Origin of the sequence: Faecalibacterium sp. i21-0019-B1, from assembly GCF_042852915.1 — a bacterium.
Classification (GTDB): Bacteria; Bacillota; Clostridia; order Oscillospirales; family Ruminococcaceae; genus Faecalibacterium; species Faecalibacterium taiwanense.
Map to the genome: position 1 here is coordinate 983,752 of NZ_AP031425.1, position 24,584 is coordinate 1,008,335.

The 24,584-nt window shown below is 54.2% G+C and carries 31 protein-coding genes; 20 read left to right on the top strand and 11 right to left on the bottom strand.

Annotation, left to right across the window (positions count from 1 at the left end; genetic code table 11):
• Positions 1 to 188 precede the first annotated feature (188 nt).
• The 8 genes from ACGHP1_RS04840 (at position 189) to ACGHP1_RS04875 (ending at position 6,417) form a co-directional block, all read left to right on the top strand.
• Entirely contained in the window at positions 189 to 446 is a 258-nt protein-coding gene (locus tag ACGHP1_RS04840) for a hypothetical protein (protein ID WP_332376106.1), read from the top strand.
• Positions 412 to 2,466, top strand: coding sequence for a TIM-barrel domain-containing protein (locus ACGHP1_RS04845; RefSeq protein WP_390508116.1), 2,055 nt, complete (start codon positions 412 to 414; stop codon positions 2,464 to 2,466). Before ACGHP1_RS04840 ends, ACGHP1_RS04845 begins: the two co-directional genes overlap by 35 nt.
• A gap of 171 nt (positions 2,467 to 2,637) precedes the next feature.
• On the top strand, positions 2,638 to 4,155 hold the full coding sequence (locus tag ACGHP1_RS04850; protein ID WP_097782044.1) for a DNA methylase: 1,518 nt from the start codon (positions 2,638 to 2,640) through the stop codon (positions 4,153 to 4,155).
• Positions 4,136 to 4,633: a hypothetical protein gene (locus ACGHP1_RS04855; protein ID WP_390508118.1), complete on the top strand. Its 498-nt coding sequence runs from the start codon at positions 4,136 to 4,138 to the stop codon at positions 4,631 to 4,633. Before ACGHP1_RS04850 ends, ACGHP1_RS04855 begins: the two co-directional genes overlap by 20 nt.
• 97 nt (positions 4,634 to 4,730) lie before the next feature.
• Complete coding sequence (locus tag ACGHP1_RS04860; RefSeq protein ID WP_120080727.1) at positions 4,731 to 4,943, top strand: HFLK protein; 213 nt, start codon at positions 4,731 to 4,733, stop codon at positions 4,941 to 4,943.
• A gap of 115 nt (positions 4,944 to 5,058) precedes the next feature.
• Positions 5,059 to 5,436, top strand: coding sequence for a desulfoferrodoxin family protein (locus ACGHP1_RS04865; RefSeq protein ID WP_390508120.1), 378 nt, complete (start codon positions 5,059 to 5,061; stop codon positions 5,434 to 5,436).
• A 104-nt stretch (positions 5,437 to 5,540) separates the two neighbouring features.
• A complete protein-coding gene (gene sfsA, locus ACGHP1_RS04870; protein WP_390508123.1) occupies positions 5,541 to 6,206 on the top strand; it encodes a DNA/RNA nuclease SfsA in 666 nt (221 codons plus the stop codon).
• A 13-nt stretch (positions 6,207 to 6,219) separates the two neighbouring features.
• The gene (locus ACGHP1_RS04875) at positions 6,220 to 6,417 is read left to right on the top strand and encodes an ADP-ribosylglycohydrolase family protein (RefSeq protein WP_390556616.1); all 198 of its coding nucleotides are present in this window, start codon (positions 6,220 to 6,222) and stop codon (positions 6,415 to 6,417) included.
• 94 nt (positions 6,418 to 6,511) lie between these two features.
• Here the strand turns inward: ACGHP1_RS04875 and ACGHP1_RS04880 are convergent, their stop codons facing one another.
• Complete coding sequence (locus ACGHP1_RS04880; RefSeq protein ID WP_390508126.1) at positions 6,512 to 7,165, bottom strand: NAD(P)H-hydrate epimerase; 654 nt, start codon at positions 7,163 to 7,165, stop codon at positions 6,512 to 6,514.
• Between the two features lie 201 nt (positions 7,166 to 7,366).
• Between ACGHP1_RS04880 and ACGHP1_RS04885 the strand changes: the two genes are divergently transcribed.
• The 6 genes from ACGHP1_RS04885 (at position 7,367) to ACGHP1_RS04910 (ending at position 12,015) form a co-directional block, all read left to right on the top strand.
• Positions 7,367 to 8,350, top strand: a complete 984-nt coding sequence (locus tag ACGHP1_RS04885; RefSeq protein WP_223387932.1) for a Gfo/Idh/MocA family protein — start codon at positions 7,367 to 7,369, stop codon at positions 8,348 to 8,350.
• Between the two features lie 95 nt (positions 8,351 to 8,445).
• Complete coding sequence (locus ACGHP1_RS04890; protein ID WP_097772305.1) at positions 8,446 to 8,655, top strand: hypothetical protein; 210 nt, start codon at positions 8,446 to 8,448, stop codon at positions 8,653 to 8,655.
• 381 nt (positions 8,656 to 9,036) lie between these two features.
• Positions 9,037 to 9,807 carry an EFR1 family ferrodoxin gene (locus ACGHP1_RS04895; RefSeq protein ID WP_390508129.1) on the top strand — a complete coding sequence of 257 codons (771 nt, stop codon included), beginning with the start codon at positions 9,037 to 9,039 and terminating at the stop codon, positions 9,805 to 9,807.
• A 17-nt stretch (positions 9,808 to 9,824) separates the two neighbouring features.
• Positions 9,825 to 10,451 carry an alpha/beta fold hydrolase gene (locus ACGHP1_RS04900; protein ID WP_390508131.1) on the top strand — a complete coding sequence of 209 codons (627 nt, stop codon included), beginning with the start codon at positions 9,825 to 9,827 and terminating at the stop codon, positions 10,449 to 10,451.
• Positions 10,452 to 10,483: 32 nt separating this feature from the next.
• Positions 10,484 to 10,873 carry a C-GCAxxG-C-C family protein gene (locus ACGHP1_RS04905; protein ID WP_390508133.1) on the top strand — a complete coding sequence of 130 codons (390 nt, stop codon included), beginning with the start codon at positions 10,484 to 10,486 and terminating at the stop codon, positions 10,871 to 10,873.
• 383 nt (positions 10,874 to 11,256) lie between these two features.
• The gene (locus ACGHP1_RS04910) at positions 11,257 to 12,015 is read left to right on the top strand and encodes a cyclase family protein (protein WP_154255816.1); all 759 of its coding nucleotides are present in this window, start codon (positions 11,257 to 11,259) and stop codon (positions 12,013 to 12,015) included.
• A 232-nt stretch (positions 12,016 to 12,247) separates the two neighbouring features.
• On the opposite strand, the gene ACGHP1_RS04915 is transcribed toward ACGHP1_RS04910, so the two are convergent.
• The 4 genes from ACGHP1_RS04915 to ACGHP1_RS04930 form a co-directional block, all read right to left on the bottom strand.
• On the bottom strand, positions 12,248 to 13,147 hold the full coding sequence (locus ACGHP1_RS04915; RefSeq protein ID WP_337679664.1) for a 4Fe-4S binding protein: 900 nt from the start codon (positions 13,145 to 13,147) through the stop codon (positions 12,248 to 12,250).
• Positions 13,144 to 13,602, bottom strand: a complete 459-nt coding sequence (locus ACGHP1_RS04920; protein ID WP_154255819.1) for an FMN-binding protein — start codon at positions 13,600 to 13,602, stop codon at positions 13,144 to 13,146. The genes ACGHP1_RS04915 and ACGHP1_RS04920 overlap by 4 nt, the downstream gene beginning before the upstream one ends.
• Complete coding sequence (locus tag ACGHP1_RS04925) at positions 13,599 to 14,708, bottom strand: FMN-binding protein (RefSeq protein ID WP_390508137.1); 1,110 nt, start codon at positions 14,706 to 14,708, stop codon at positions 13,599 to 13,601. The genes ACGHP1_RS04920 and ACGHP1_RS04925 overlap by 4 nt, the downstream gene beginning before the upstream one ends.
• Positions 14,709 to 14,808: 100 nt before the next feature.
• Positions 14,809 to 15,645, bottom strand: a complete 837-nt coding sequence (locus ACGHP1_RS04930; RefSeq protein ID WP_390508139.1) for a hypothetical protein — start codon at positions 15,643 to 15,645, stop codon at positions 14,809 to 14,811.
• A gap of 290 nt (positions 15,646 to 15,935) precedes the next feature.
• Here ACGHP1_RS04930 and ACGHP1_RS04935 point away from each other — a divergent pair, with 290 nt between their 5' ends.
• From ACGHP1_RS04935 to ACGHP1_RS04945, 3 genes are all read left to right on the top strand, one after another.
• Positions 15,936 to 16,718, top strand: coding sequence for a ZIP family metal transporter (locus tag ACGHP1_RS04935; protein ID WP_338428667.1), 783 nt, complete (start codon positions 15,936 to 15,938; stop codon positions 16,716 to 16,718).
• Positions 16,719 to 16,965: 247 nt separating this feature from the next.
• Positions 16,966 to 17,577 (top strand): class I SAM-dependent methyltransferase, encoded by a 612-nt coding sequence (locus ACGHP1_RS04940; protein ID WP_338428666.1) that lies wholly within the window; start codon positions 16,966 to 16,968, stop codon positions 17,575 to 17,577.
• Between the two features lie 22 nt (positions 17,578 to 17,599).
• Positions 17,600 to 17,836 carry a hypothetical protein gene (locus tag ACGHP1_RS04945; protein ID WP_005939708.1) on the top strand — a complete coding sequence of 79 codons (237 nt, stop codon included), beginning with the start codon at positions 17,600 to 17,602 and terminating at the stop codon, positions 17,834 to 17,836.
• Between the two features lie 88 nt (positions 17,837 to 17,924).
• Here ACGHP1_RS04945 and ACGHP1_RS04950 read toward each other — a convergent pair whose 3' ends face one another.
• From ACGHP1_RS04950 to ACGHP1_RS04960, 3 genes are all read right to left on the bottom strand, one after another.
• Entirely contained in the window at positions 17,925 to 19,058 is a 1,134-nt protein-coding gene (locus tag ACGHP1_RS04950) for an SLC13 family permease (RefSeq protein WP_338428665.1), read from the bottom strand.
• 123 nt (positions 19,059 to 19,181) lie between these two features.
• Positions 19,182 to 19,640 carry a threonine/serine exporter family protein gene (locus tag ACGHP1_RS04955; protein ID WP_005939716.1) on the bottom strand — a complete coding sequence of 153 codons (459 nt, stop codon included), beginning with the start codon at positions 19,638 to 19,640 and terminating at the stop codon, positions 19,182 to 19,184.
• Positions 19,637 to 20,407: a threonine/serine exporter family protein gene (locus ACGHP1_RS04960; protein ID WP_005939719.1), complete on the bottom strand. Its 771-nt coding sequence runs from the start codon at positions 20,405 to 20,407 to the stop codon at positions 19,637 to 19,639. The genes ACGHP1_RS04955 and ACGHP1_RS04960 overlap by 4 nt, the downstream gene beginning before the upstream one ends.
• A 425-nt stretch (positions 20,408 to 20,832) precedes the next feature.
• On the opposite strand from ACGHP1_RS04960, the gene ACGHP1_RS04965 reads away from it, so the two are divergent.
• Positions 20,833 to 21,303 (top strand): Hsp20/alpha crystallin family protein, encoded by a 471-nt coding sequence (locus tag ACGHP1_RS04965; RefSeq protein WP_005939725.1) that lies wholly within the window; start codon positions 20,833 to 20,835, stop codon positions 21,301 to 21,303.
• A gap of 342 nt (positions 21,304 to 21,645) precedes the next feature.
• Here ACGHP1_RS04965 and ACGHP1_RS04970 read toward each other — a convergent pair whose 3' ends face one another.
• Both ACGHP1_RS04970 and ACGHP1_RS04975 read right to left on the bottom strand, forming a co-directional pair.
• Positions 21,646 to 21,774, bottom strand: a complete 129-nt coding sequence (locus tag ACGHP1_RS04970; RefSeq protein WP_120080701.1) for an OadG-related small transporter subunit — start codon at positions 21,772 to 21,774, stop codon at positions 21,646 to 21,648.
• 13 nt (positions 21,775 to 21,787) lie between these two features.
• On the bottom strand, positions 21,788 to 22,918 hold the full coding sequence (locus tag ACGHP1_RS04975; protein WP_005939727.1) for a sodium ion-translocating decarboxylase subunit beta: 1,131 nt from the start codon (positions 22,916 to 22,918) through the stop codon (positions 21,788 to 21,790).
• Positions 22,919 to 23,355: 437 nt separating this feature from the next.
• On the opposite strand from ACGHP1_RS04975, the gene ACGHP1_RS04980 reads away from it, so the two are divergent.
• Both ACGHP1_RS04980 and ACGHP1_RS04985 read left to right on the top strand, forming a co-directional pair.
• Positions 23,356 to 23,865, top strand: a complete 510-nt coding sequence (locus tag ACGHP1_RS04980; protein WP_390508144.1) for a peptide-methionine (S)-S-oxide reductase — start codon at positions 23,356 to 23,358, stop codon at positions 23,863 to 23,865.
• Between the two features lie 2 nt (positions 23,866 to 23,867).
• Positions 23,868 to 24,008, top strand: coding sequence for a hypothetical protein (locus tag ACGHP1_RS04985; protein ID WP_390508146.1), 141 nt, complete (start codon positions 23,868 to 23,870; stop codon positions 24,006 to 24,008).
• A 102-nt stretch (positions 24,009 to 24,110) separates the two neighbouring features.
• On the opposite strand, the gene fabZ is transcribed toward ACGHP1_RS04985, so the two are convergent.
• Positions 24,111 to 24,581: a 3-hydroxyacyl-ACP dehydratase FabZ gene (gene fabZ / locus ACGHP1_RS04990; RefSeq protein ID WP_005939736.1), complete on the bottom strand. Its 471-nt coding sequence runs from the start codon at positions 24,579 to 24,581 to the stop codon at positions 24,111 to 24,113.
• Between the last annotated feature and the right edge of the window lie 3 nt (positions 24,582 to 24,584).

The following is a 24,584-nucleotide window of genomic DNA, read 5'->3' on the forward strand; positions in this document are numbered from 1 at the left end:
TTTTACGCAGATTGGCCTCTCTTTTTTACACAGCCAATGCCAATTAGCGCTTGAAATCGAAATGCTGCGCAAGTATACTATACTAGCGATGCTGTACAAGCTTGATCAAAAATCAGTATGCCAGTTGACCATAAAAGACATACCAGAATTGAAGTGCGCGGCAGAATCAAAACCCTACGAGGATGAAAATGAAATTCGATAGAAGGCTTACAGATGAAATCTACACTTCCGATACGGTAAGGCTGGGAAAAAATGCATTTCAGGCCATGCGGGAGACGATCTATCATAATGGTGGTGTTTCGTTTCGCGGTGCATCGGGCGAGATGATTTTGCATCGTTTGGATTTAAAGAAAATTTTTATCTCGACAGGATCAGCATGCGATTCAAAAAACAAAGGAGAGGTGTTTTGCTATGATTTACAAAAAGCAATACGGGCAACCGTTTGATACCGAAAGTGTAGTGGGTTCTTTTTTGCCCATGATGGAAACGATACCCTATCTGACCAAGGAGCCGGATGGTTTCTCCTATGCCATGGAACCGCAGGATGTCCTGTATGGTCTTGGCGAGAATGTCCGTGGTATCAACAAGCGCGGGTGGGTGTACGAAAGCAAATGCTCCGATGACGGCAACCATACCGAGGGCAAATCCTCGCTGTACGGTGCTTATAATTTTATGATCGTGTCCGGCAAGGATACATTTGGCTTTTTTATCGACTACCCGGGCAAGGTCACCTTTGACTGCGGCTACACCGACCTGGATACCTTGCGGGTCACGGTGGCCGAGGAAAATTACGATCTCTACATCATTGAGGGCGAAAGCCTGACCGATATTGTGCACCAGTTCCGCCAGTTGGTGGGGCGCAGTTATATTCCGCCCAAATGGGCTTTTGGCAACGCCCAGAGCCGCTGGAGCTACATGAACGAGGACGAGGTCCGCGAGGTGGTGGCAAATTACCGTGCCAATCATATGCCGCTGGACGCTGTGGTTCTGGATATCGATTACATGGAGCGTTACAAGGACTTTACGGTGGATGCGCAGCGCTTCCCGCGTTTTGCAGACTTTGCCGCCGAGATGAAAGCGCAGGGCATCCATCTTGTCCCCATCATCGATGCAGCAGTCAAGGTCGAAGATGGATATGATGTGTACGAGGAGGGCGTGAAAAACGGCTACTTCTGCACGAATCAGGATGGCACCCCCTTTGTAGCCGGTGTGTGGCCGGGACGGGTACACTTCCCTGATATGCTCAACCCGGAAGCCCGTGCTTGGTTTGGCAGTCAATATAAAGTTCTGCTGGATCAGGGGATCGAGGGCTTCTGGAATGATATGAACGAGCCTGCTATCTTCTACGCAGAGGAAAGACTGAAAAAGACCTTTGCTCAAATTGAGAAATACAGCAAGCAAAACCTGGATATTTCCAGCTTTGGTGCTTTTACCGGCATGGTGGCAGGGCTTTCCAACAACGAAAACGATTATAAGCTGTTTTACCACAACACCAAACAGGGGCGTATGCGGCACGACAAGGTACATAATCTTTTTGGTTATAACATGACCCGTGCGGCAGGTGAGGCTTTCGAGCGGCTGGAGCCGGACAAGCGCATTTTGATATACTCCCGTTCTGCCTGCATCGGGATGCACCGGTATGGCGGCATCTGGACTGGCGACAACCATTCTTGGTGGAGCCACATTCTGCTTGCGCTGCACATGATGCCCTCCCTGAATATGTGCGGCTTCCTGTACGAAGGCCCCGACATTGGCGGCTTTGGCAGCAATACCACGGAGGATCTGGTGCTGCGCTGGTACGGCATGGGCATCTTCTCTCCGCTGCTGCGGAACCACTCTGCCGACGGCACCCGCCGGCAGGAGCCCTACCGCTTTAAGAACAAGGCTGCCTTTGCTGGTATTTTACAGCTGCGCTACCTGCTGCTGCCCTACATTTACAGCGAGTACATGAAAGCTGCCCTGCACGACGGCATGTACTGTATGCCGTTGGCGTTCGCCTTCCCGGAGGACGACTTTGCCCGCCGGGTGGAGGATGAGGTGATGATCGGTGAAAGCCTGTTGATCGCCCCGGTATATGAGCAAAATGCCCGTGGTCGGTATGTTTATCTGCCGGAGGAGATGCTGCAGGTGCGGGTAAAGTGCAGCGAAAGCAACCGCATCGAAACCAGCGTGCTGCCGGCAGGCCATCATTACATTCCGGTGGAGCTGGATGAAGTGGTGTTCTTTATGCGCAAGGGGCACCTTCTGCCCCTTGCCAAGGACGGCAAAAAGATCCAGAGCGTTGCCGATGTGGATTTTGCAGATCTGCGCCTGCTTGCCTATGCTCCCGATGGTGCATCCTATGAATACTATACCGATGACGGCGAGACAAAGGACTATGATAAGCCGGAACATTTTGTGCATATCACGCTGGATGCGGATGGAAACGCAAAGAGCGATCGTGCTACGGTCAAAGTAGAAGGATAATCGTCAGTCATTACGCAGTTCCTACAGAGTGACAGCGTTTCAGCTTGAAATGCTGCCACTCTTTTTTGTTGTCTATATCACAGATAAAATAGCCGTTCCATCTTGAAAACAGCGTAAAGATTTATTATAATAAGATAAATAGTTGTGACTTTTGCAAAGGAGGGCTGAAGTATGGCAGCACAGCGCACCTATCTGGCAATCGACCTGAAAAGTTTCTATGCCTCGGTGGAGTGCGTAGACCGCCATCTGGACCCCTTGACCACCAATCTCGTGGTGGCAGATGCCTCCCGCACCGAAAAGACCATCTGCCTTGCGGTGTCTCCCTCCCTGAAAGCCTACAAGATACCCGGCAGAGCACGGCTGTTTGAAGCCGTTCAGCGGGTGAAAGAGGTCAACGCCCAGCGGCTGCAGACCGCCATCCGGCAGAAAAAGGCAGTCCGGGGAGAGGACGGCAAGTACCGCTTTGCCAGCACCTCTTTTGATGCCAATGCCCTGAACGCAGACCCGACGCTGGGGCTGAGTTACATTGTTGCGCCGCCCCGGATGCAGCGGTATCTGGATGTTTCCACCCAAATCTACAAGACCTACCTCAAATATGTGTCCCCGGCGGATATCTACCCCTACTCCATTGACGAGGTTTTCATTGATGTGACGGGCTATCTGCCCTATTACCACATGAGCGCCCACGAGCTTGCCATGACCATGGTGCGGGAGGTGCTGACCAACACCGGCATCACCGCAACGGCAGGCATCGGCACCAACCTCTACCTTGCAAAGCTGGCCATGGACATTGTGGCAAAACACATCCCGGCGGACAAGGATGGTGTCCGCATTGCAGAGCTGGACGAGCAGTCTTACCGGTATCTGCTGTGGAACCATCGCCCGCTTACCGATTTCTGGATGACTGGTCCCGGTACCGTCAAGCGACTGGAAGCCCACGGCATCTACACCATGGGAGACTTGGCACGGTTTTCCATCCATGGAGAAGATCGTCTGTATGAGATTTTCGGCGTGGATGCAGAAATCCTTATTGACCACGCATGGGGCTATGAGCCCTGCGGTATGGAACAAATCAAAAGCTACAAGCCCGGCACCAACAGCATCAGCGAGGGACAGGTGCTTTCCACTCCTTATCCGTATGATAAAGCAAAACTCATTGTCCGGGAAATGGCAGAAATCTTGATGTTCCGGCTCACCGAAAAGAAGCTGGTGACGGAATCCATCACCTTGGAGATAGGCTACGACCGGGAGAACGTGGACAAGGGCGGTTATCGTGGTCTGACCCAGACCGACCGCTACGGCAGAACCATCCCCAAGGCAGCTCACGGCACTATCCGGTTTGATGCGCCCACCAATCTGGGCAGCACCCTCATCAACGAAAGCGCAAAGCTGTTTGAGCGCATCACCGACCCGGCGCTGACGGTGCGGCGCATTACCATCAACGCCAACAAGGTCACGCCGGACGAGGGCTTCTATCAGGTGGACTTTTTCACCGACACCAAGAAGCTGGAAAGGGAGAAAAAACTCCAGCAAGCCATGCTGGGCATCAAGAACAAGTACGGCAAAAACGCCGTGCTGAAAGCCAGCAGCTACGAGGAGGGTGCCACCATGCGCCAGCGCAACGCACAAATCGGCGGGCACAGTGCAGGAGATTCGGCGGGAGGTTCAGATGGAAAACTACAAAAATAGCAAAATCGGGCGGGAGACCGCCCAAAAGTATGGGGACATCCTAGAGATGGAACGCCCCCAGACCGAAGAATCCCTCCGCAAGCACCCCCGCATGACCCTTCAGAACCGTGCCAAGATCTTCTCGCCCTTCTCTCCGCTGCGGGGCTATGACGAGCAGCTTGCCGCAGAAAAGCAGCGCACCGAGCGGGTGACCAAGCGCATTCTGACCGAGGAAGAAATGTCGGCTCTGTCCGATCGGCTGATGCAGGTTACCAAGGGCATGACCATCACGGTGCGGTACTTCAAGGAGGATACCGCTCACCCGGAGGTTCCCGCAGTGGGCAACTACATCACCCTGACCGGAAAAGCAGACCGCATCGACCCGGTGTTCCGCACCCTGCAGGTGGGCGACACCGTGGTGCCCTTTGAAGATCTGGTGGAACTCGGCGGGGAGGGTATCATGGACATTGATGTGTATCTGGGAATCCGGGAAGAATGAGACGGCAAAAAATACTGAAAGAGAGGTTTATTGGATACCTCTTCCGGTAAAATAACCTCAGAAGAAGCAAAACACACTTCGGATGGAGGAAAATACAATGGCAAACGATGATTACGGCTATTTCGGCAAAGGTGACACGGGCTATGCCCAGTACATGACGGCCTTCAACCGCAACTTCGGCGGCTCGTCCGGCGGCGGTGGCGGCGGCCACAACAATGGTGGCGGCAGTGGTGGAGACGGAAGCGGCTGCGGCTGCCTCATCGCCATTGCGGTGGTGGTCGTGCTGGTGCTTATTGCCATGGGAAGCTGAGGGCATTTCCACAGCACTGGACTGCTTGCGTGACCCAGTCACAGAAAATCTAACTAGGAAATGTTATCATATGGTCACAGGAAACACCAACAACATTCCGATGGAGGATTTGAATATGAAGGCAAAGTTTTATATCTGTGAGCACTGTGGCAATCTGGTCACCACCATCCACAACGCAGGCGTTCCGCTGGTCTGCTGCGGCGAAAAGATGAAGGAGCTGCTCCCCAACACCGTGGAAGCCAGCGGTGAAAAGCATCTGCCGGTGGCAGAGCGTTCCGGCAGCACCCTCACGGTTACGGTGGGTGCGGTGGAGCACCCCATGGTGGATGTGCACCACATCCAGTGGCTTTTTGTGGAGACCGAAAACGGCGGACAGCTCCGCTATCTTACCCCCGGGCAGGCACCCAAGGCGGTGTTTGAGCTGGGCAGCGAAAAGCCGGTGGCGGTCTACGCCTACTGCAACCTGCATGGTCTGTGGATGACGAAACTTTAAGAAATAAACGGGCTCCTGCCAGTGGTTAAACGCTTGCAGGGGCCTGTTTTGGCGTGCAGCCAATGGTTCTGGCGCAGGCGTATCAGACAAAAATGGAGTAAATATTGAAATACAGAGAGATCGTGGACGGCATTTTTCTTGACCGTCCCAACCGTTTTATTGCCCATGTAGATGTGAACGGCACGGTGGAAACCGTCCATGTCAAAAATACCGGACGGTGCAAGGAACTGCTGCTGCCCGGTGCGGCGGTGCGTCTGGAAGTGTCAGACAACCCGAAACGCAAGACAAAATACGACCTTGTGGCGGTACGCAAGCAGGAACTTGGCTGGGTCAATATGGACAGTCAGGCACCCAACAAGGTGGTAGGAGAATGGCTCTCAAAGCAGGAATTTGACCTTGTCAGGCCGGAGTTCCCCTACGGAAAATCCCGTATTGATTTTTACATGGAAAAGGGCGAACAGAAATACCTGCTGGAAGTCAAAGGCTGCACGCTGGAAGTGGGCGGCATTGGTTATTTCCCGGATGCACCCACCGAACGGGGCGTGAAGCACTTGCATGAGTTAGCGCAGGCACAGCGGGCAGGGTATCAGTGCGCAGTAGCCTTTGTGATCCAGATGGAAGGCATCACCGAGGTGAGGCCGAATGTTAGCACGCAGCCGGAGTTTGGCACAGCGCTGGCTGAAGCGAAAGCCGCAGGCGTGAGCGTGCTGTTTCTGCTTTGCCATGTCGGGCGGGACAGTCTGGAAATCGTGGAGCAGCGGGAAGCGTGAAAAAAGGGAGGGAATGACACTCTATTTGCGTTTGTTGAATGCAGTCTCTCTGGGCGGCGACAGCGACACCCTTGCCTGCATCACCGGCGGCATTGCCGAAGCCTTTTACGGGATGCCGCCCGAGTTGCAGCAGGAAACCTTGAAGCGTCTGCCGGAGGAGATGCGGGCAGCGTATGAGCTGTTCCGGCAGAACCTTGAGCGCAGGATGTGACACCGTCGGAGCGGAGAGCTAGAGAGCCGCCGCACAGTGATTTGTGCGGCGGCTCTTTTGTGCGCAGGTGCTTTTCCGCAGCGGCAAGCCCTCGTCAAAACTCCGGGTGCCATTCATCCTGGATGTCAATGTCGGCACAGACGATCTTTCCGCACAGCGGCGCAGAGGTTTTTGCGATATGCAAAGGCTTATAGCTGTCGAAGGTTACGGTCAAGTCCGCATGGGCAGCACCTTCGGCAACCTCGCCGGTGTCCGTATTGATGCCGCTGGGCAGGTCTACGGCCAGCACAAAGGCACCGCTCTTGTGCAGACGGCGCATCAGCCCGCAGGCAGCAAGGCCGGAAGGCCGCAGTTCACCATGAAACCCGGTGCCATAGAGGGCATCCACAGCAGCATCAAAGCGCTGCGTTTCCAGTACAGAACCGTCGGCGCAGATGTGCACCGACAGGGAGTGCAGACGCTCAAAATTGCGGATGGCGTCAGCAGTTTTCGGCTCGCCCTCGGCCAGAAGAACGGTCACGTTCCAGCCATCTTTTGCGGCGGCACGGGCGATCACGAACCCATCGCCGCTGTTGTTGCCCTTTCCGCAGACCACCAGCAGTCTGCCAGGATGCGGGAATTGCTTTTGCAGTTCTGCGTAAGCAGCCAGCCCGGCGTTTTCCATCATTTGCAGGTAGGGCAGACCGTGGGCATCCCCGGCTCGTTCAATTTCCTTCATCTGCGCAGCCGTCACAATGCGATGTTTCATGTTGGCACCTTCTCTCTGTCTTTATTATAATGGATGAGAATGTTTGGAACAAGATGAAAGATACCGGTGCATAGAATCGTCCCCGGAGAGTTGGAACAAGCCCTCCGGGGACATTTTTGTTTTTCACTATCTTTTCCGCAGGGGAAAACCATGGTATACTGAACGCAACGAATCCAAAGTAATAAACCGGGAGGTACTGTTATGAAGTGGGGAATTTTAGCGACCGGCACCATTGCCAAAAAGTTTGCATCTACGGTGGAACAGATGGGCGCAGAAGGGGAGCAGCTTGTTGCCGTGGGGTCACGGCACATGGAAAGCGCACAGGCGTTTGCGCAGCAGTACGGCATTCCCCGCTGCTATGACTCCTACGAAGCCCTTGCCGCCGACCCGGAGGTGGAGGCTATCTACGTTGCCACCCCCAACACCCTGCACTACGAAAACTGCAAGCTCTGTCTGGAGCAGGGCAAGCATGTTTTGTGCGAAAAACCCTTTACCATCAGCCCGGAGCAGGCGCAGCAGCTGTACCATATGGCAGAGGAAAAGCACCTCTTTCTCATGGAGGCATTCTGGATCTGGCTGCTGCCGCTGTACGACCGCCTGCGCGAGATCCTTACTGCTGGCACCATCGGGGAGCTGAAGCAGATCACCTGTCAGTACGGCTTTGTTGCCTCCGGTGCCCGGAAGAATCGCAAGTTTGATTCCGGTCTGGGCGGCGGTGCGCTGCTGGATATCGGCATCTACAATCTGGGCTTTCTGCGCATCCTTACCGGACAGGACCCGGAAAAGGTGGAAACCAAAGAGGTGCACATCAACGAGTACGGCACCGATGATTACAGCCGCCTTGCGCTGACCTACCCCGGCGGCTGCATGGCAGAGTCGGTCCAGACCATTGGGCAGGAGCTAGAGCGCAATGCCCGCATCCTTGGCACCAAGGGCAGTATCTTTCTGCCGGATTTCCAGCACGCCGAGACCATGACGCTGGAAGTGGAGGGCAAAGAGCCGGAGGTCATCCGCTGCCCGGTGGACATCAACGGCTTTGAGTATGAGATCCGGGAAGCAAGCCGCTGCGTCAAGCTGGGACGTACCGGCAGCGACCGCTACACCCCGCAGGATAGCCTTGCCTTGACCCACCTGATGTACGACACCCGCATGAGCTGGGGCATGAAGTTCGCGGGCGAGGTGTAAGCACACACCTTGCCGCAAAGGGCTTTTTGCGTGCGGAGACTATGGCATACGGAGAGCGGCAACTCGGAATTGATATAAAAAAGAAGGACACATAGATGAAAACAGTGGTTCTTTATAATATTATTTCTTTTATCATCCTCGTTGCTTTGATTTTTGTCTTAAGGATTGTTAGTAAGAGTAATTTAAGACAAAATCAACAACTTGTTATTAAAGTCATTGCAACTATTTTAATTGTTTGTGTGATAGCGTTCGTGCTTTTTATTGATGCAATAGCATTTGGCATTATAGGACCAGTTCAAGATTAACAATTCCAGTTTGACAAGGAAGTGCTTTGCATGAAAAAGCGTATATCAAGGATTCTCGGTTTAATAATGCTGATTATAGCTATTGCATTTATAGTGTTTGCATTGAACCATCCAGAAATGAGTTTTCCTTGGAACAATACCATTACTTGGTTACTGTATGGTTTATATATTCTTGTGACAGTCATGTTGCTTATTGCGCCTAAGACGAAGAAGTAAACAATTCGCGTTTGTGGAGCGAAGCGGAACAATGAAAGCCCCAGTGGGGCTTTCAAGCGACCGAACGGTCTTGCGGCAGCAAGATGGAGGGGCCTCGCCCCGACAAGTTCCAGTTTGCCGGGCGGACAGGCAACCGAAAACCACACAAAAAACGAGGGAGCAGCCATGGTACTTTATTTTACGGGAACCGGCAACAGCCGGTATCTGGCGCGGCGCATTGCCGAAGGGTTGGAGATGCCGCTTTACGACCTGAACGCTTGTATCAAGGCAGGTGATACCGCCCCGGTGCAGACCGGGCGTGACGTGGTGCTGGTAACGCCTACCTACGCATGGCGCATCCCCCGGGTGGTGTCGGAGTGGCTGGGCAAGACCGAGCTGACCGGGGCAGAGCGCATCTGGTTTGTGATGGACTGCGGCAGCGAAATTGGCAATGCGGCAGGCTATAACCGGCAGCTTGCAGCGCAAAAGCAGCTGCAGTATATGGGCACAGCTCAGATCATCATGCCGGAAAACTACATTGCCATGTTCAATGCACCTCAAAAGGAGCAGGCACGGAGCATCGTGGAGCAGGCAGAGCCTGCACTTCAGAAGGTGCTGGCGCAGCTCAAGGCCGGGCAGGAATTTCCTCCGCCGAGAGAGAACCTCTACGACCGCTTTATGAGCGGCCCGGTGAACCCGGTGTTCTATCGCTTCTTTGTAAAAGCGGATGCCTTCCGGGCAACGGATGCCTGCATCGGCTGCGGTAAGTGCGTGGAGTTGTGCCCTCTGAACAACATCCGTCTGGAAAACGGCAAGCCGGTCTGGGGCAAAAACTGCACCCATTGCATGGCCTGCATCTGCTATTGCCCTAAAGAGGCCATCGAGTATGGCAAAAAGAGCAAAGGCAAGCCCCGGTATCACTTTGAAGCGCTGGAAAGGAAGCAGCAGGACGTGTGAAGGAGAGCGGAAATTAGATGAAGTTTTTGTACTTACATGGGTTGGGACAAAAACCAGACAGTTGGGACAGAGTAATAAAAGAAACGAAGGTCTCGGATAGAAGCGCCAGCTTGAGCTTGGCAGAGATGCTGGAAGGAAAAGCGGCCACCTATAAGGAGTTGTATACTGCATTCTCAGAAGAGTGCAACAAGGAAAATGACGAAATCGTCTTGTGCGGGCTTTCCTTGGGTGCTGTTCTGGCACTTAATTATGCGATAGACCATCCGAATAAAGTAAAGGCACTGGTGCTAATTGCAGCACAATATAAAATGCCTGAAAAGCTATTGAAGTTCCAGAATATGCTGTTTCGCTTTATGCCGAATACAATGTTCAAGCAATTTGGATTCAAGAAAGCAGATGTGATCAGCTTGTGCGGTACGATGACGGAATTGGATTTCAGGGATTCATTATGTAAGGTGTCCTGTCCGGCATTGATCATTTGTGGGGAAAAGGACAACGCAAACAAAAAAGCCTCAAAGGAACTTGCCAGTTATTTGAGTGATTCCCACTTCCATGAACTTTTGAAAGCGGGTCATGAAGCAAACATAGAATCTCCGGAGGAATTGGCAACAGTGTTACAGGAATTTTATGATAATGTCGAATAAACTACGATTCATCAAAGAAAGAGGACTTTAAAATGAACATCGAAGAACGGGCGGCACAGGCTGCCGCATGGAAAGCTACTGGACAGTGCAACTGTGCACAGGCGGTGCTGAAGGCATTTGAGGACAAACTGCCGGTGGATGCCGACACCCTGATGAAGCTGGGCGCAGGCTATGCCGCCGGCATGGGCTGCATGGAGAGCACCTGCGGCGCACTGATCGGCGCTGTGATGGTGGCGGGCATCGTCACCGACGGCAAGGGCACACCCCGCATTTCTAAGGAACTGCTGCAAAACTTTCAGGAAAAGTGCGGTGCTACCATCTGCAAGGATCTGAAGGGAATAGAGAACGGCGTACCGCTGTGCCCGTGCCCGGAGTGCGTCCGCAACGCTGTTCTGGCACTGGGCGAGGTGCTGGGAGAGTAAGATGAAGAAGATCTTGTTTGTTTGCCATGGCAGGATGTGCTGGAGGGTTGCACCGCCCTGCTGGAAGAGCTGCGATAAAAGGGAAAGGGGGTGACGAAACGTTATTGCAAGGGCGAACGGTTTGCTGACCTGTCGTTTGCCCGGGAAGTCTTTGAAAGAATAAACCTATTGACATGGTGCGAAAATGGGTTTATACTATCCCCAACACAAGGAAGGGAGCACAGGCAGATGAAACATACAGCAGATGCCCGGCACAGACTACCCGGGCGAATGCGCTGCTCCCAGACAAATTCCCGGCAGACAGACTGAGAAAAACCAGGAAGATGCCGTTGTCTGGGAGAAGTGCCCGAACATACATCGTCACAATAAAAGGAGAACCGACAATGGCTGATTATAAACTGTGGAACGCACTGAAGGATGCTAAAAAATATCGCTGGGTGGAACTTTCTCACTCGCTGAACAACGAAAGCCCCTACTGGTCCGGCATCCCGGAAGGCTCTGTAGAGCTGGCAAAGACCGTGTGGGACTGGGGCAAGCCGGAACTGGAATGCCTGATCCAAACCTTCAAATTCCCCGGACAGTTCGGTACCCATATCGACTTCCCGGGTCACTTCATCAAGGGCAAAGCGCTGTCCGAAAAGTTTGATGTGAATGACCTGATTTTCCCGCTGGTGGTCATTGATATTTCTGAGCAGGCCAAGAAAGACCCTCGCTACGCTGTGACGGTGGAGGACATCAAGGCCTATGAAGCAAAGTACGGTCCCATCCCGGATGGTGCGCTGGTGGCTCTGCGCAGCGACTGGTACAAGAAGTGGCCGGATATGGATGCGCTGTCCGGCATCGACGCAGAGGGCAAAGAAAATGCCCCCGGCTGGTCGCTGGAAGCATTGGAGTATATCTACAAGGTGCGCAATGCCGCCGCCAACGGCCACGAAACGCTGGATACCGATTCCTCTGCGGTGGCGGAGGAAAAGGGTGACCTTGCCTGCGAGCGCTATGTTCTGGATAACGACAAGCTGCAGGTGGAGGTGCTTGCAAATCTGGATAAAGTTCAGCCTGCCGGTGCGGTAGTCATCGTTTCTTATCCCCGCATTGAAGGTGCAACTGGTCTGCCTGCGCGGGTCTGGGCTGTTACCGAATAAGAGCGGAGAAGTGGGAAAATGTCCTTTCCCCCTGCCACCAGCGCCATGCTGCATAACCTTTCCACCCTTGGCATCAGCCTGCGCAGCATGACAGACCTGTTGGAGCAGAAGTCTTCCCTGTAAAAATGGTACGCCGGAGCGTCCGCAGATGCTCCGGCGTATCGAAATGATAGATCTCCCAGCCAAAAGGAGGCTGCTGCACAAATACTGCGCAGCAGCCTCCTTTTTTAGTTCAGATGAATCGGCAAAAGCCCAGCCAGCAGCCCAGCAGGAAGAAGAGCAGCGCTTTACCCAGCACCGGCAGCCATAGACGCTTGCACAAGGTGGTATCCCACCGGTGGATGTTCTGCTTGGGGCAGGTGCCAACGCAGGCTTCACAGGCGATGCATTCCCCGCTGCGCAGGCTGGTTTCCTCCAGCTTCAGGCACATCGGGCACTGCTGTTTACAGGCATTGCAGCCCGGGATGCAGCCGTCGCTCTGCCGGTGCAGCCGCGCAAATGGCAGCACCGGCAGCAGGGCAAACACCGCTCCCATGGGGCAGAGGAACTGACAGAAGAACCGGGGCTGCACCGCCATACCCAGCAAAATGAGCACAAGCAGCCCGATGCCCACACCAAAGCCCTCCGGCGGCAGATGCAGAGCCGTCAGGCGGGAAAACACCTCCCACGGGCTTGCGCCGGTCAGCATCTTTTCCTGCCGGGTCACATACAGTGCTACCAGCCATGCCAGCAGCAGATATTTGACCTTCTGCCCCAAAAGCACCGCCCGCTCCGGCAGACGGAGCTGCTTTTTGCGGTGGAACAGCTTTTTTTGAATAAGCCCGGAAAGCGCCCAGACGGCATCGCCCAAGCTGCCGAAGGCGCAGGCGTACCCACAGAAAAAACGGTCGAAAAGCAGGGTGAAGCCGCACAGCCCCAGCAGGGAAAGTGTGAAGCTGTCCACAGAGAGCACCTCGCCTGCACCAATGTGCAGAAAGATCTGTTTTACCCCGGAAAACCCGGCCACGAATGCGCCCGGCATGGACACAAAGAAGAACAACTGCACCCCGGTGCGCAGCCATGTACGGCGCTTTTTGTCCCGCTGACGCTGCTGCGCCGCTGTTAAAGGCTTTGCCTGTGTTTTTTCCATCATCCTGCCGCCTTTCCCAGTGCGTTCTCTACCGCACCGATAAGTCCTTCTGCCGTGAGGGTAGCGCCGGAAACGGTATCCACCTCAGCAGACTGCACTGCCAGCATCTCGTCCAGCAAAGGCAGCGCCTGCTTATAGTAGGGCTTATCCTCGCCGGAAGCATCCAGCACCGCAATATCGGTCATTTTTCCGTTCTGGATAGTCACCGACACCTGAATGACATCGCCAAAACCATAGGCGCTGCCCTCATAGATGCCGTCCCGGTAGCCGCTCTGCTCTGCCTGTGCTGCGCTCTGCGCCTGCAAAACGGAAGCATTGTAGGCTTCAACTTCGGCAATTTCCTGCTTGCGCTGGCTTACCGCTGCCGCCCGGATCAGCGCCACCTGCTGGTATTGCCACAGTACCCCCAAAATTAGCAGCAGGTTCACCGCCCGGAGGAGAAAATTTTTGTATTTCATTCTGCTGCTCCTTCCGTTTCAGATTCAATCCCGGTCTCTTCCGGCGGCAGTGCCGGCTCGGATGTCGGCAGCACTTCCTCAGAAGATGCCGGTTCCGGTTCAGAGGATGCCGGTGCATCTGCCGGGAAAAGCTGCTGCCATACTTCCTTGAGCCACACGGGAACGGCGCTCTTTTCCTCCGGCTGCACCACCTCCACGGTGGGCGCGGTGACCGGCGTTTCCCCGGGCTCTGCTGCTTCAGACGGTGCGGTTTCCTCTGCCGTCTCTTCCGATGCAGTCTGCTCCGGAGCGGTTTTCTCTGCCGGGGCAACAGCGGCCTTTGCCAGTGCCAGCTTGACCGCGTTCAGAATTCCGGTGGAGGAGTAGGTGGCGCCGGAAACAGTATCCACGTTGGGGCTTTGTCCCTCCAGAATGGCGGGGATGACCTGTTTTGCCCGGGAGAGATATTCCTCCTCGTCCTCGGCGCTCAGGATCGTGATATTGGTGATTTTATCCTCTGCCATCGTGACCTGCACTGTGATCTGCCCCTCAAAGCCCATGGCTTCGGCAGTGTAGATGCCGTCCAAGTAGATGGAGGGAGCCGTAAATTCCTCCACCACAAGCGTTGCAGCGGGCTTTGGCTGGGGCGGCAGGGGATTGTTGACCACCTCGCCGGTCAGGGCGTTCTGCACTGCGCCCAGAATGCCCCGGCTGGTATAGGTGGCCTCGGAAACGGCATCCACCTCCCAGCTCTGAGTCTCCACCACGGTGGTCAAAAGCCGCTTGGCACGCCGCAGAAACTGCTTGGTCTCGTGGGATGCGTCCAAGATCTCCGCCTCCGTGATGCTGCCGTTTTCCATGGTGACCTGTACTCGGACGGCACCGCCGTAGCCCCGGGAAGAGCCGACGTAAACGCCGTCGGCATAGGGCAGCTTGGGCAGGGTTTCTTCCTCCGCTTCGGAGGAAGCGGCTTCCACAGGCTGCTCCACCACGGTTGTCAGCTTTTCCGGCACGGCGGCCAGCACCGGAACGGTGCGGGGCAGGGCAAAAAGTACAGCTGCCGCTGCCGCCACCGTCGGGAGCAGCTGCACCAGCGGCAGCAGTGTATGGCATCGTTTTTTGTTCATTCCAACTCCTCCTGACACGGAAAAGCAAGGCCGCCTGATGCCAAGCGACCTTGCCGTTTTGTGTTATATTTTACAATAAATTAGGCAGTTTCCCGTGTATTCACAGCGCCACATTGACCGGCAGGACATACACGCCGTCGGCGGCGTAGAAGGTGATCTGAGTAATCTTCTTGCCGATGATGGATGCAAAGTAAGGATCATCGGCGTTGAAGCCCAGCTTGGTACCATGCCAGATGTTGGTCACATGATGCAGGCCGTATTCACTGCCATCGGCGGTGGTCAGAACTACGCCGTAGACCTTGTTGGCCTTGTAGTCCAGATCAAAACCGGAGATTTTCATCTCGTAGGTGGCATGGTGACCGTTGGTATTCAGCTCCACAGTGGTGCCCTCTACGGTGGTCTCGGTGGCGTGGACCTTGCCAAACTCCCACTTGCCGCTCAGCAGGTTATACCATGCGGTGATGTAGTAGGCAGGGGTCTCACTGAGCTTGTAGTAAGCGTAGCTCTCGTTCTCAAACAAGGCATCTGCGCCGGTGTAGGTGGTGGTGGATTCCTTGCCCTTCAGGGTAACGGTAATGTCGTAGCTGTCGGCATCGGTGACCTGCTTTGCATTCTTCAGCGCCCACGGGGTCAGCACCTTGACCGGGAAGGAAACGCCGGTGATGTCGGAGCCGTCCGCGTTGACGTGGTAGGAACCGGCGGCAAGATTGCCCGCACGGGTCTTGTTCTTGGTGGCGCTGGTCACTGCGTCAATCTCAGATGCGTTGTCCACGCCGGCAGCCTTGTAGAAGTCGGCGTAGGGGATGTTCATCTGGACATAGCTGGAGGTCAGGCAGTTTTCCTGTTCCACCTCTTCCGCAGCGAAGGCCGGGACTGCCACAGCGCATACCAGCATAGCGGCCGCAAGTGCACCTGCAAATACTTTTTTCAATCTCATGGTAACACACCTCTATCTCAGTTTTGAAAAAATAGTTAGCTTTGCCTAACAATTGATGCAAAAAAATGCAGGGGAAAAACCCCTCAGATGGTTAGGCAAAACAAATTCGCGAAGTAAAAATAGCACTCCCACCGGGCGTTGCCAAGCAGAAACAGACAAGTTTGCAGAGGTGAATTTTTCGATGCAGGAAACGATCTGCATTCGCTATACCGCAAAGCCCTTGACCTTTTTGCCGGAGCGCAGTATACTTTTTGCGGAGTTAGTTGTGAATAACCGCAAGGAGGTACTACATGATACAAGACGCGTTCTGGGGGATCCTGATTCCATTTCTAGGTACAAGCCTTGGGGCGGGCTGTGTGTTCTTTTTGAAAAACTCTCTGCGTGACCGCATCCAGCGCGCCCTCACCGGCTTTGCCGCCGGAGTGATGGTGGCGGCATCGGTATGGAGCTTGCTGATCCCGGCTATGGAGCAGGCTGCAGATCTGGGCAGGCTGGCGTTTTTCCCGGCGGCAGCAGGCTTTTGGCTGGGCATCCTGTTTTTGCTGCTGCTGGACCATCTCATCCCGCATCTGCACCAGAATAGTTTGCAGGCCGAAGGGCCAAAAAGCCAGCTCCAGCGCACCACCATGATGGTTCTGGCGGTGACGCTGCACAACATCCCGGAGGGTATGGCAGTGGGCGTAGTCTATGCCGGATACCTTGCCGGAACTGCCCAGATCACCGCCGCCGGGGCGCTGGCACTTTCCCTTGGCATTGCCATCCAGAACTTCCCGGAGGGTGCCATCATTTCCATGCCCCTGCGGGCGGAAGGAATGAAAAAAGGCCGGGCATTCTGGGGCGGCGTACTGTCCGGCATCGTAGAGCCCATCGGGGCAGTGTTGACGATTCTGGCGGCAGGCATCGTGGTGCCCGCTTTGCCCTATCTGCTCAGCTTTGCAGCCGGAGCCATGCTGTATGTGGTGGTGGAGGAATTGATTCCGGAAATGTCGCAGGGGCAGCACTCCAACGTTGGCACGGTGTTTTTCGCGGTGGGCTTCAGCGTGATGATGGTGCTGGATGTGGCACTGGGGTGACGGTTGGGGGTTCCCGAAAGCGAAATCTCTTTCGGAATTTCCGAAAATGCCTAAACTTCTTGACAGAGGAGACGGCAGGGCGTATTATTTTGGCAGAAGGACCGCTGAGAAGCGGCTTTTTATAGAATGGAAAGTTAGCATTGTCTAACTCACAGCACGAGGAATTGCGGGCCTGTCATCCAGTGCAGTGGGCGCATCTGGTAAAAAGCATTGCATTGTGAACGGTAAACAGAAAGAGGGTGGCGTTATGTCCTTTTTTGAAAACACCCGAAAGCCCGTAGGCTTTGGCGGGAAGATCATGGTTGCTATGATGAACTTTGGACACAGCGCAATGGCAGAATGGGGGCTGCGCTTTTTACAGCCTGCCCCGGATGCCATGGTGCTGGACTGCGGCTGCGGCGGTGGAGCGAACATTAAGACACTGTTGAAACTGTGCCCCAACGGCAAGGTGCAGGGCATCGACTACTCAGCCGTCAGTGTGGAAAAAGCGCGAAAGGTCAATGCCAGAGCCATTGCGGCAGGACGGTGTACCGTGCAACAGGCAAGTGTGGCAGAACTGCCGTTTGAAGCGGAGCATTTTGATGTGGTGACCGCCTTTGAAACGGTCTACTTCTGGCCGGAGCTTGCACAGAATTTCAGAGAGGTTTATCGAGTGCTGAAGCCCGGCGGAATCTTTTTCATCTGTAACGAAGCAAACGGCGAAACGACAAAAGACGACAAATGGACGAAAATCATCAATGGCATGACCATCTATACGGATACTGCACTGAAAGAGTATCTGGAACAAGCAGGATTTTGTCAGATCCAGAGCCACAAAAGCAAAAAGGGCTGGCTGTGCGTTACGGCGCAAAAGCGGTGAAATAGTGTAAGGAGGACGGAGCATGGAACGAAAAGAAGCAATCCGCAGTGCCTACCGGCTGACAGGCGGCAATAATTTTTATGATGGTATGATCACCTGCTCCACCCTGAGCGGGAAAGCGGTGTGCCGTCTGGTGTGGGACATGAACAAGGCAGAAAATGATGCCTATCTGGAAAAGGCACTGTCCGGCATCCCGAAGCATTTTTCCGGCAAGCTGCTGGAGGTGCCGGTGGGCACCGGCATTCTGACCATACGATAAAACCAAAGGGAGTTCTGCCCGGACCTTCGTCCGTGACGGAACTCCCCTTTTTTAGCTTTATAGAAAAACCATAAGTCCTCTGCCACGCTCAGCGGAGCAAAAACCACACACCCAGCAGGATCGCAAGGAAGATCAGGTTGGACAGGGTGAACAGCCCAAAATACTGCTTCTTCCCCTGTGGCAGCTCCCGTGCAATCTGTCGGTAGGAAATAAGACTGGCCATGGATGCGATCAAAGTGCCAAGACCTCCCAGATTGGTGCCGATGATGAGGGCTTGTGTCTCTGCCGTGAACCCGGACAGCAGCAGGGCGGCGGGAACATTACTGGTGACCTGCGAAGCAAGAACCGCCACAAGAACTTCCCGGCCGGTCAGAAACTCCTGCAGCCAGCCGGAAAAGGCCGGAATGCGCCCCAGATTGCCAATGAAGATGAAAAAAGCCACAAAGGTCAGAAGCAGGGAATAGTCCACTGCCCGTAAGGTGTGCGGGTCTGCAAAAAGGGCGCAGACGAGTACAGCGGCAAAGGCAATGCCATAAGGCAACACCCGGATCACGGACAGCAGGCAAACGGCAAACAGAACCAGATACAGCAGGATGATCTTCTGATCTCCCTGAGATGCAGAAGAAGAAACAAGCTCGTCCACGGAGAGGGCGGCAGAGGCTTTCTGGCAGACCAGCGCTGCCCAAGCCAGCAGCAGGAGCAGAGAGACCAGGGTGTAGGGCAGCATAAGAAGAACAAATCCCCCGATGCTCATGCCGCTTTTTCCGTAAAGATAGAGGTTCTGCGGGTTGCCGATGGGGGTCAGCATACTGCCAAGGTTTGCCGCAATGGTCTGCATACAGACCACCGGGATCAGAAGGGAGCGGCGGACATCCGCTCCCAGACGGCTCAGAACCACGAACGTAAAGGGAACGAAGGTCAGCAGGGAAACATCGTTGGTGATGAACATGCTTCCGAAAAAGCACAGCCCGACCAGTACCAGCGTCAGCTGAAAGGTGCTGTGGGTACGGGACAGCAATGCCCGGCCCAGTCCATCAAAAAAGCCCTGCCGCCGCAGCCCGGCCATGACCGTCATCAGGGAAAACAAAATCGCCAGCGTGCGCAGGTCGATGTAGCCGAGATACTGCGCATCCGGCAGAACAAAGAAGGCGGAGACAACGGCCAGCACAGCGGCTGCGGTGAGGACCGTTTCCTGCTGAATGAATTGTTTGAGTAGTTTCATAGAGACACATCCTTGTAATTGTAAAGGCTGCCCTGCTGCGGTGCCGGACGGCCTTTCTTCGTATTTCAGAGCAACAGCTCAAACGACCCGATCATCAGCGGCATTCTTCAATGTGGAAGATCGCTACTTTCCCGAAGAACGGATTGCAAGTGCGTGCAGCTTCCGGCTCAAATCGGCCAGACACCATGCGATTGCCATACCGCCGGCAATTCCAAGAGCGGCCAGAAAGGTCTGCTCTCCGAAATGCTCTGCAGCAGACAAATCATTGGAGACGACTGCGTTCATGCAGTAGTAGAGGGTGCTTCCGGGAATGAGGGGAATGGCAGCGGTGATGAAGAAAGGCGTAGAGGGTGCATTGCAGCATCGGGCAAGAATTTCGGCATACAGAGCGGCACAGAAACCGGCCAACAGATTGGCAAGAAAGACGCTGTGCAGGGTGTTGGCGGCAAGAAGATAAGCCAGCCATGCCAGAAGTCCGCCTACACCGGCGGCGGGTAAGTAGCGCCGGTTCAGATTGAAAATCAGTCCGAAACCGACCGAACCAAGGGCAGCACTGAGCAACTGCGAAAAAACCTGTATCATGCGGAAATTCCTCCCATCAACCAGATGGCGGCCATCATGCCGAGTGCAAGGGTGGCGGCCATCAGAATGGCTTCCACCAGCCGAAGAGAGCCGGAAATAATGTCCCCAAGTAAGATGTCCCGGATGGAATTTGTCAGCATGATGCCGGGAATCAGCAGCATGATGATACCAATCAGAACTTTATCGGCATGAAACTGCATCCCAAAGCGGCAGAGCAGCAGAGTGGAGACACCGCTGAGAAATGATGCTATAAACTGAAATTCTACGCCATTCATACAAAAAGGCGAGAGATAGCGCTCCATCCAGCAAATCAGAACGGCAATGCCGCCGGCCAGCAGGCCGTCCCAGAGATTTCCACCAAAGAAGATGGCAAAACTGGAAGCAGCCAACACACTGCCGGCAAGATGCAGTCTTGGGTCCGGATGCTGTGCCAGAATGGCATTCAGTTGGCGCTGAAACTCTTCTATGGAAGGAGGTGCTGTGCAGATACGGCGGCTGAGCGCATTGAGCTTTTCCAATGTCAGCAGGTCATTGCTGGCAGCGTGACGCAGGCGGCGGGTCTCGGTCTGCGGCGGCAGCGAGGGCATGGTAAGCGTGACCACGATGCTGGATGTGATCACGAATACATTCACATCTTCTGCCCCATAGGCGATTGCGATCCGGTTCAAAGTGTCCTCAACGCGGAATACTTCTGCGCCACTGTTTTGTAAAGCTTCGCCCATTCGGACCAGAATGTGGAGAAAATGACTGATCTCGGTCTCTTCCACAATATCACGCTCTTTTCATCTCGGTTTCCACATTATTATAGCGGGTGGACCGGCAGAACGCAAGACGCTGCAAGGACAGAGAGACTTTTTGATAACTGCATTGTTTACGCGGGCAATGGATCGCCTGGTTCTGAAGAAACGGCTTGCATCCGTTCTGTCACAGCGAAAGACTACGATTGGAGAAGAAAAAATTGAATCCAGTGCAAACGATTTTGCCGAGAATTGCATGAAATATTATAAAAGTATTATTCTTTTATGAATTTTAGCGCTCTACTATTGACACTGCTAATAAACAGTGTTATAACAGTGGCGTGCTCAGGAGAAAGGGGCATGAGGGAACCGCAAGGCTCCCGGGAAGACTCCGCTTCTGATGCACGATCTTGATTTTATGCCCGACCCGAACGCCGGGATTGGAGGGTTGTTTTATGTTTATGCCTGCTGTTTTCCATGAAAATCTGTTCGATGATTTCTTTGATCCGTTCTGGAACGACGGTGCGCTGGAGCGTGCAATGAATCGTGAAGAGCGTGAGACCTTCGGCAAGCGCGGCGCAAACATGATGAAAACCGATGTGAAGCAGACCGCCGATGGCAACTATGATGTGGCTGTTGACCTGCCCGGTTGCAAGAAGGAAGACGTTCAGATGGAGCTGAGCGACGGCTACCTGACCATTCAGGCCGTCCGCAACCACTCCAATGACGAGAAGGACAACAATGGCCGTTATCTGCGCCGTGAGACCTTCTCCGGTACCTGTGCCCGCAGCTTCTATGTGGGTGATGCCGTGAAGAAGGAGGACATCCACGCAAAGTTCGAGGATGGCATCCTGCACATCGTGCTGCCCGCACCGCAGCAGCAGAAGGCTCTGCCTGCGAATCCCAATCTCATTGAAATCGAGTAACGTTTGTGCATCGGTGTGAGGAACACCGGCGCATAGAACCAGCCCCCGGAGAACCGTAAAAAGCTCTTCGGGGGTTTTTGTATTCTGACATCTTTTCGGAAGTGAAAAAGCGTGGTACCCACAACACCGACACGCAAGAGGGCGCAGCAGTCAATCTTTTTGAAACCGCCGTCAAACACGCATAAAAGCGAAAAGAACCCGCTTTCAACATCAAATTGAAGTGAAAGCGGGTTCTTTATTGAAGTGACACCAAGTTGTCACAAAATCACAGCTTTAGAAGGCCTGTGCATCATATTTATATCGATATTTCGCCGTAAATTCGTTTCTACTTGATGGGGTGAATTATTTCCGATTTGTCAGCCGGTTGAGCAGCATCACAGCCAGAACAATGACACCAATGACGAGAAGAATGCCGACCATGCCGATGAGCATCATGGGCAGGGTGGTCATCCACGAAGAAAGATGAAGCATAAGTGTACCTCCGTTAAGCCATCAGGGTCAGAATTAGGCCGCCTGCAATGACGGATGCGATCTGCCCCGAAACGTTGACGCTGATGGAGTACATCAGCAGGAAATTCTGGTTATCTTCTTCCAATCCCATCTTGTTGACCACACGGCCGCTCATGGGGAAGGCGGAGATGCCGGCTGCACCGATCATCGGGTTCAGTTTTTTGCCTTCGGGCAGGAACAGGTTCAGCAGCTTTGCAAACAGCACGCCGCCTGCGGTATCAAAAACGAAGGCTACCAGACCCAGTGCAAGGATGAGCAGGGTATCGGGCCGGACAAACTTGTCAGCGGTCATCTGTCCGGCCACGGTCAGGCCCAGCACGATGGTGATGAGGTTTGCCAGCACATTCTGCGCGGTTTCGCTGAGGGCGTTCAGTACGCCGCACTCCCGCAGCAGGTTGCCGAACATCAGAAAACCAACTAGAGCTACACTGGCAGGAGCTACCATACCGGCAATGATGGTTACAACAATGGGGAACAGAATCTTCGTCAGCTGGCTGACATTGCCCTTTTCATAGGGCATCCGGATGCGGCGGTCCTTCTGAGTGGTCAGCAGTTTAATGACCGGCGGCTGCACGATGGGCACCAGAGCCATGTAACTGTACGCTGCCACCATGATGGCACCAAGGTACTGGGAGTTGAGGGTGTTAGCTACAAAAATGGCGGTGGGACCGTCCGCTGCACCAATGACAGCGATGGAAGCAGCATCCTTCAAATCAAAGAAGAAGCCTGCCAGAAACAGGGTGAAGAAAATACCAAACTGCGCTGCGGCACCAAAGAGCATGAGCCACGGTTTTTCCAGCAGGGGGCCAAAGTCGATCATAGCACCAATGCCGATGAAAAGCAGCAGGGGAAACAGCTCGTTGGACATGCCTGCTTCAAACAGGGCAGAAATGGGGCCTACGGTATCGCCCTGCGTGATGGCACCGGACAGCGGCAGATTGACCAGAATGGCACCAAAGCCCATGGGTAAAAGCAGGCTCGGCTCCATTTTTTTGGCGATGGCAAGGTAGATGAGCAATGCACCAATGCCCCACATCACCACCATCTGCCAAGTCAGGTTTCCAAAATTGGAAAACAGACTTGCGAATGTGTTCAGAAAGTTCATAGTTTTCTTGCCTCCTATTGTGCTCCGGTACGGTGACAAGAAAAAGAGACTCCTGCCACAGCACCTTGTCTGTGACAAAAGTCTCAAGCGAACACATGACATCGGGCATTTCTGCCGTGATGACGCTGCCATGCAGCAGTCTCCCGAAGAATAAGCCGGAACACTGCCCTTTACTCCCTTTTATCAGATGTATTAAAACAGAATATGGGAAAACTGTCAAGAAAAATACAGAAATCTTTTCTGTATCTTATGAGGGTCCTTCCGCTGTGGTTCACGCAAGCTGATTACAGCAAAGCATTTCTGAAAGCCCATCGAGAGAAAATCACTCTGCACAAGGCGGCCCCGGAGAGCTGCGATAAGCCCTCCGGGGCCATTTTTGTTTTCCGATATCTTTCCGACAGTGGGAAAGCGTGGTAGAATAGGAGCAAAGCTGATATATGATCAACAGGAAGGGGAAAATCAAGATGGAAACGGTCTATATCGCAGGCGGATGCCTTTGGGGCGTACAGCATTTTTTTGACACAGTGCCTGGTGTACAGATGACTGAAGCCGGCAGGGCCAACGGAACAACGAGTTCTCTGGATGGCCCATACGATGGATATGCAGAATGCGTAAAAGTGGTCTATGATGAGAAAAACACAAGCATTTCAGAACTGATGGCACACCTGTTTGAGATCATCGACCCCTACAGCCTGAACAAACAGGGCGTGGACGTTGGAAAAAAGTACCGGACAGGGCTGTACAGTACAGATTCCAGACATCTGGAAGAAGCAAGAGCTTTTATAAACGGCCGGGAGGACCGGGACAAGATCATGCTGGAAGTGCTGCCGCTGACAAATTATGTCCGGAGCGCTGAGGAGCATCAGCACCATCTGGAACGGCACCCTGAAGACTGCAGTTACTGCCATATCCCGGATGCTGTCCTGAACAGATACAGAAATCAGTAAATATGCAATCCTACCATTGCAGTAACACCAATGGAAAGTATCAGGAGCAGGAGAGTGCTCCGCTGGTGCGGGAATTTCTGGCGGATAACGGCATGACGGCGGCGCAGATCGAACGGGTGGCCTATCTGGTGGGGCACCACTGATGGTTCTGGATGTGGCGCTTGGCTGAGAGAGCGAAGCAGCTTCTCAATGGTAAAATAACGGAAAACACCCCTGTGAGCTTTTTTAAACTCACAGGGGTGTTTTTAGGCGTTGGGGTCGGTCAGCACAAAGGTCAGCTCGGCGGTGGCGGCGCACTTGCCGTCCACCCACGCCGAGGCTTTGCCCACGCCCACCGGGCCGTGCTGTTCTACCAGTTCACAGTGCAGGGTGAGCACATCGCCGGGGGTGACCTGCTTGCGGAAGCGGGCATTCTTGATGCCGCCGAAGAGGGCCAGTTTGCCCTTGTTCTCCGGCAGGCTGAGCGCCGCAACGGCACCGGTCTGGGCCAGTGCTTCCAGAATGAGCACTCCCGGCATCACCGGCTGGCCGGGAAAATGTCCGCAGAAAAATTCCTCATTGCGGCTCACGCACTTGCGGCCGATGGCCCACTGGCCCGGCTCGTAGTCCAAAATGCGGTCCACAAGGGCAAAGGGATAGCGGTGCGGCAGAAGCGCCGCGATCTCCTCGCTGTTCAGGGCGTTTGCGTCTGCACGCACGGTGCGGGGTTCTGCCATGGG

Excerpts from the sequence above, each read along its gene's own strand:
- ACGHP1_RS04840 (WP_332376106.1), top strand. The coding sequence starts at position 189 with ATGAAATTCGATAGAAGGCTTACAGATGAAATCTACACTTCCGATACG.
- ACGHP1_RS04845 (WP_390508116.1), top strand. The coding sequence starts at position 412 with ATGATTTACAAAAAGCAATACGGGCAACCGTTTGATACCGAAAGTGTA.
- ACGHP1_RS04850 (WP_097782044.1), top strand. The coding sequence starts at position 2,638 with ATGGCAGCACAGCGCACCTATCTGGCAATCGACCTGAAAAGTTTCTAT.
- ACGHP1_RS04855 (WP_390508118.1), top strand. The coding sequence starts at position 4,136 with ATGGAAAACTACAAAAATAGCAAAATCGGGCGGGAGACCGCCCAAAAG.
- ACGHP1_RS04860 (WP_120080727.1), top strand. The coding sequence starts at position 4,731 with ATGGCAAACGATGATTACGGCTATTTCGGCAAAGGTGACACGGGCTAT.
- ACGHP1_RS04865 (WP_390508120.1), top strand. The coding sequence starts at position 5,059 with ATGAAGGCAAAGTTTTATATCTGTGAGCACTGTGGCAATCTGGTCACC.
- ACGHP1_RS04875 (WP_390556616.1), top strand. The coding sequence starts at position 6,220 with ATGACACTCTATTTGCGTTTGTTGAATGCAGTCTCTCTGGGCGGCGAC.
- ACGHP1_RS04880 (WP_390508126.1), bottom strand. The coding sequence starts at position 7,165 with ATGAAACATCGCATTGTGACGGCTGCGCAGATGAAGGAAATTGAACGA.
- ACGHP1_RS04885 (WP_223387932.1), top strand. The coding sequence starts at position 7,367 with ATGAAGTGGGGAATTTTAGCGACCGGCACCATTGCCAAAAAGTTTGCA.
- ACGHP1_RS04890 (WP_097772305.1), top strand. The coding sequence starts at position 8,446 with ATGAAAACAGTGGTTCTTTATAATATTATTTCTTTTATCATCCTCGTT.
- ACGHP1_RS04895 (WP_390508129.1), top strand. The coding sequence starts at position 9,037 with ATGGTACTTTATTTTACGGGAACCGGCAACAGCCGGTATCTGGCGCGG.
- ACGHP1_RS04900 (WP_390508131.1), top strand. The coding sequence starts at position 9,825 with ATGAAGTTTTTGTACTTACATGGGTTGGGACAAAAACCAGACAGTTGG.
- ACGHP1_RS04905 (WP_390508133.1), top strand. The coding sequence starts at position 10,484 with ATGAACATCGAAGAACGGGCGGCACAGGCTGCCGCATGGAAAGCTACT.
- ACGHP1_RS04910 (WP_154255816.1), top strand. The coding sequence starts at position 11,257 with ATGGCTGATTATAAACTGTGGAACGCACTGAAGGATGCTAAAAAATAT.
- ACGHP1_RS04915 (WP_337679664.1), bottom strand. The coding sequence starts at position 13,147 with ATGATGGAAAAAACACAGGCAAAGCCTTTAACAGCGGCGCAGCAGCGT.
- ACGHP1_RS04920 (WP_154255819.1), bottom strand. The coding sequence starts at position 13,602 with ATGAAATACAAAAATTTTCTCCTCCGGGCGGTGAACCTGCTGCTAATT.
- ACGHP1_RS04925 (WP_390508137.1), bottom strand. The coding sequence starts at position 14,708 with ATGAACAAAAAACGATGCCATACACTGCTGCCGCTGGTGCAGCTGCTC.
- ACGHP1_RS04930 (WP_390508139.1), bottom strand. The coding sequence starts at position 15,645 with ATGAGATTGAAAAAAGTATTTGCAGGTGCACTTGCGGCCGCTATGCTG.
- ACGHP1_RS04935 (WP_338428667.1), top strand. The coding sequence starts at position 15,936 with ATGATACAAGACGCGTTCTGGGGGATCCTGATTCCATTTCTAGGTACA.
- ACGHP1_RS04940 (WP_338428666.1), top strand. The coding sequence starts at position 16,966 with ATGTCCTTTTTTGAAAACACCCGAAAGCCCGTAGGCTTTGGCGGGAAG.
- ACGHP1_RS04945 (WP_005939708.1), top strand. The coding sequence starts at position 17,600 with ATGGAACGAAAAGAAGCAATCCGCAGTGCCTACCGGCTGACAGGCGGC.
- ACGHP1_RS04950 (WP_338428665.1), bottom strand. The coding sequence starts at position 19,058 with ATGAAACTACTCAAACAATTCATTCAGCAGGAAACGGTCCTCACCGCA.
- ACGHP1_RS04955 (WP_005939716.1), bottom strand. The coding sequence starts at position 19,640 with ATGATACAGGTTTTTTCGCAGTTGCTCAGTGCTGCCCTTGGTTCGGTC.
- ACGHP1_RS04965 (WP_005939725.1), top strand. The coding sequence starts at position 20,833 with ATGTTTATGCCTGCTGTTTTCCATGAAAATCTGTTCGATGATTTCTTT.
- ACGHP1_RS04970 (WP_120080701.1), bottom strand. The coding sequence starts at position 21,774 with ATGCTTCATCTTTCTTCGTGGATGACCACCCTGCCCATGATGCTCATC.
- ACGHP1_RS04975 (WP_005939727.1), bottom strand. The coding sequence starts at position 22,918 with ATGAACTTTCTGAACACATTCGCAAGTCTGTTTTCCAATTTTGGAAAC.
- ACGHP1_RS04980 (WP_390508144.1), top strand. The coding sequence starts at position 23,356 with ATGATCAACAGGAAGGGGAAAATCAAGATGGAAACGGTCTATATCGCA.
- ACGHP1_RS04985 (WP_390508146.1), top strand. The coding sequence starts at position 23,868 with ATGCAATCCTACCATTGCAGTAACACCAATGGAAAGTATCAGGAGCAG.
- fabZ (WP_005939736.1), bottom strand. The coding sequence starts at position 24,581 with ATGGCAGAACCCCGCACCGTGCGTGCAGACGCAAACGCCCTGAACAGC.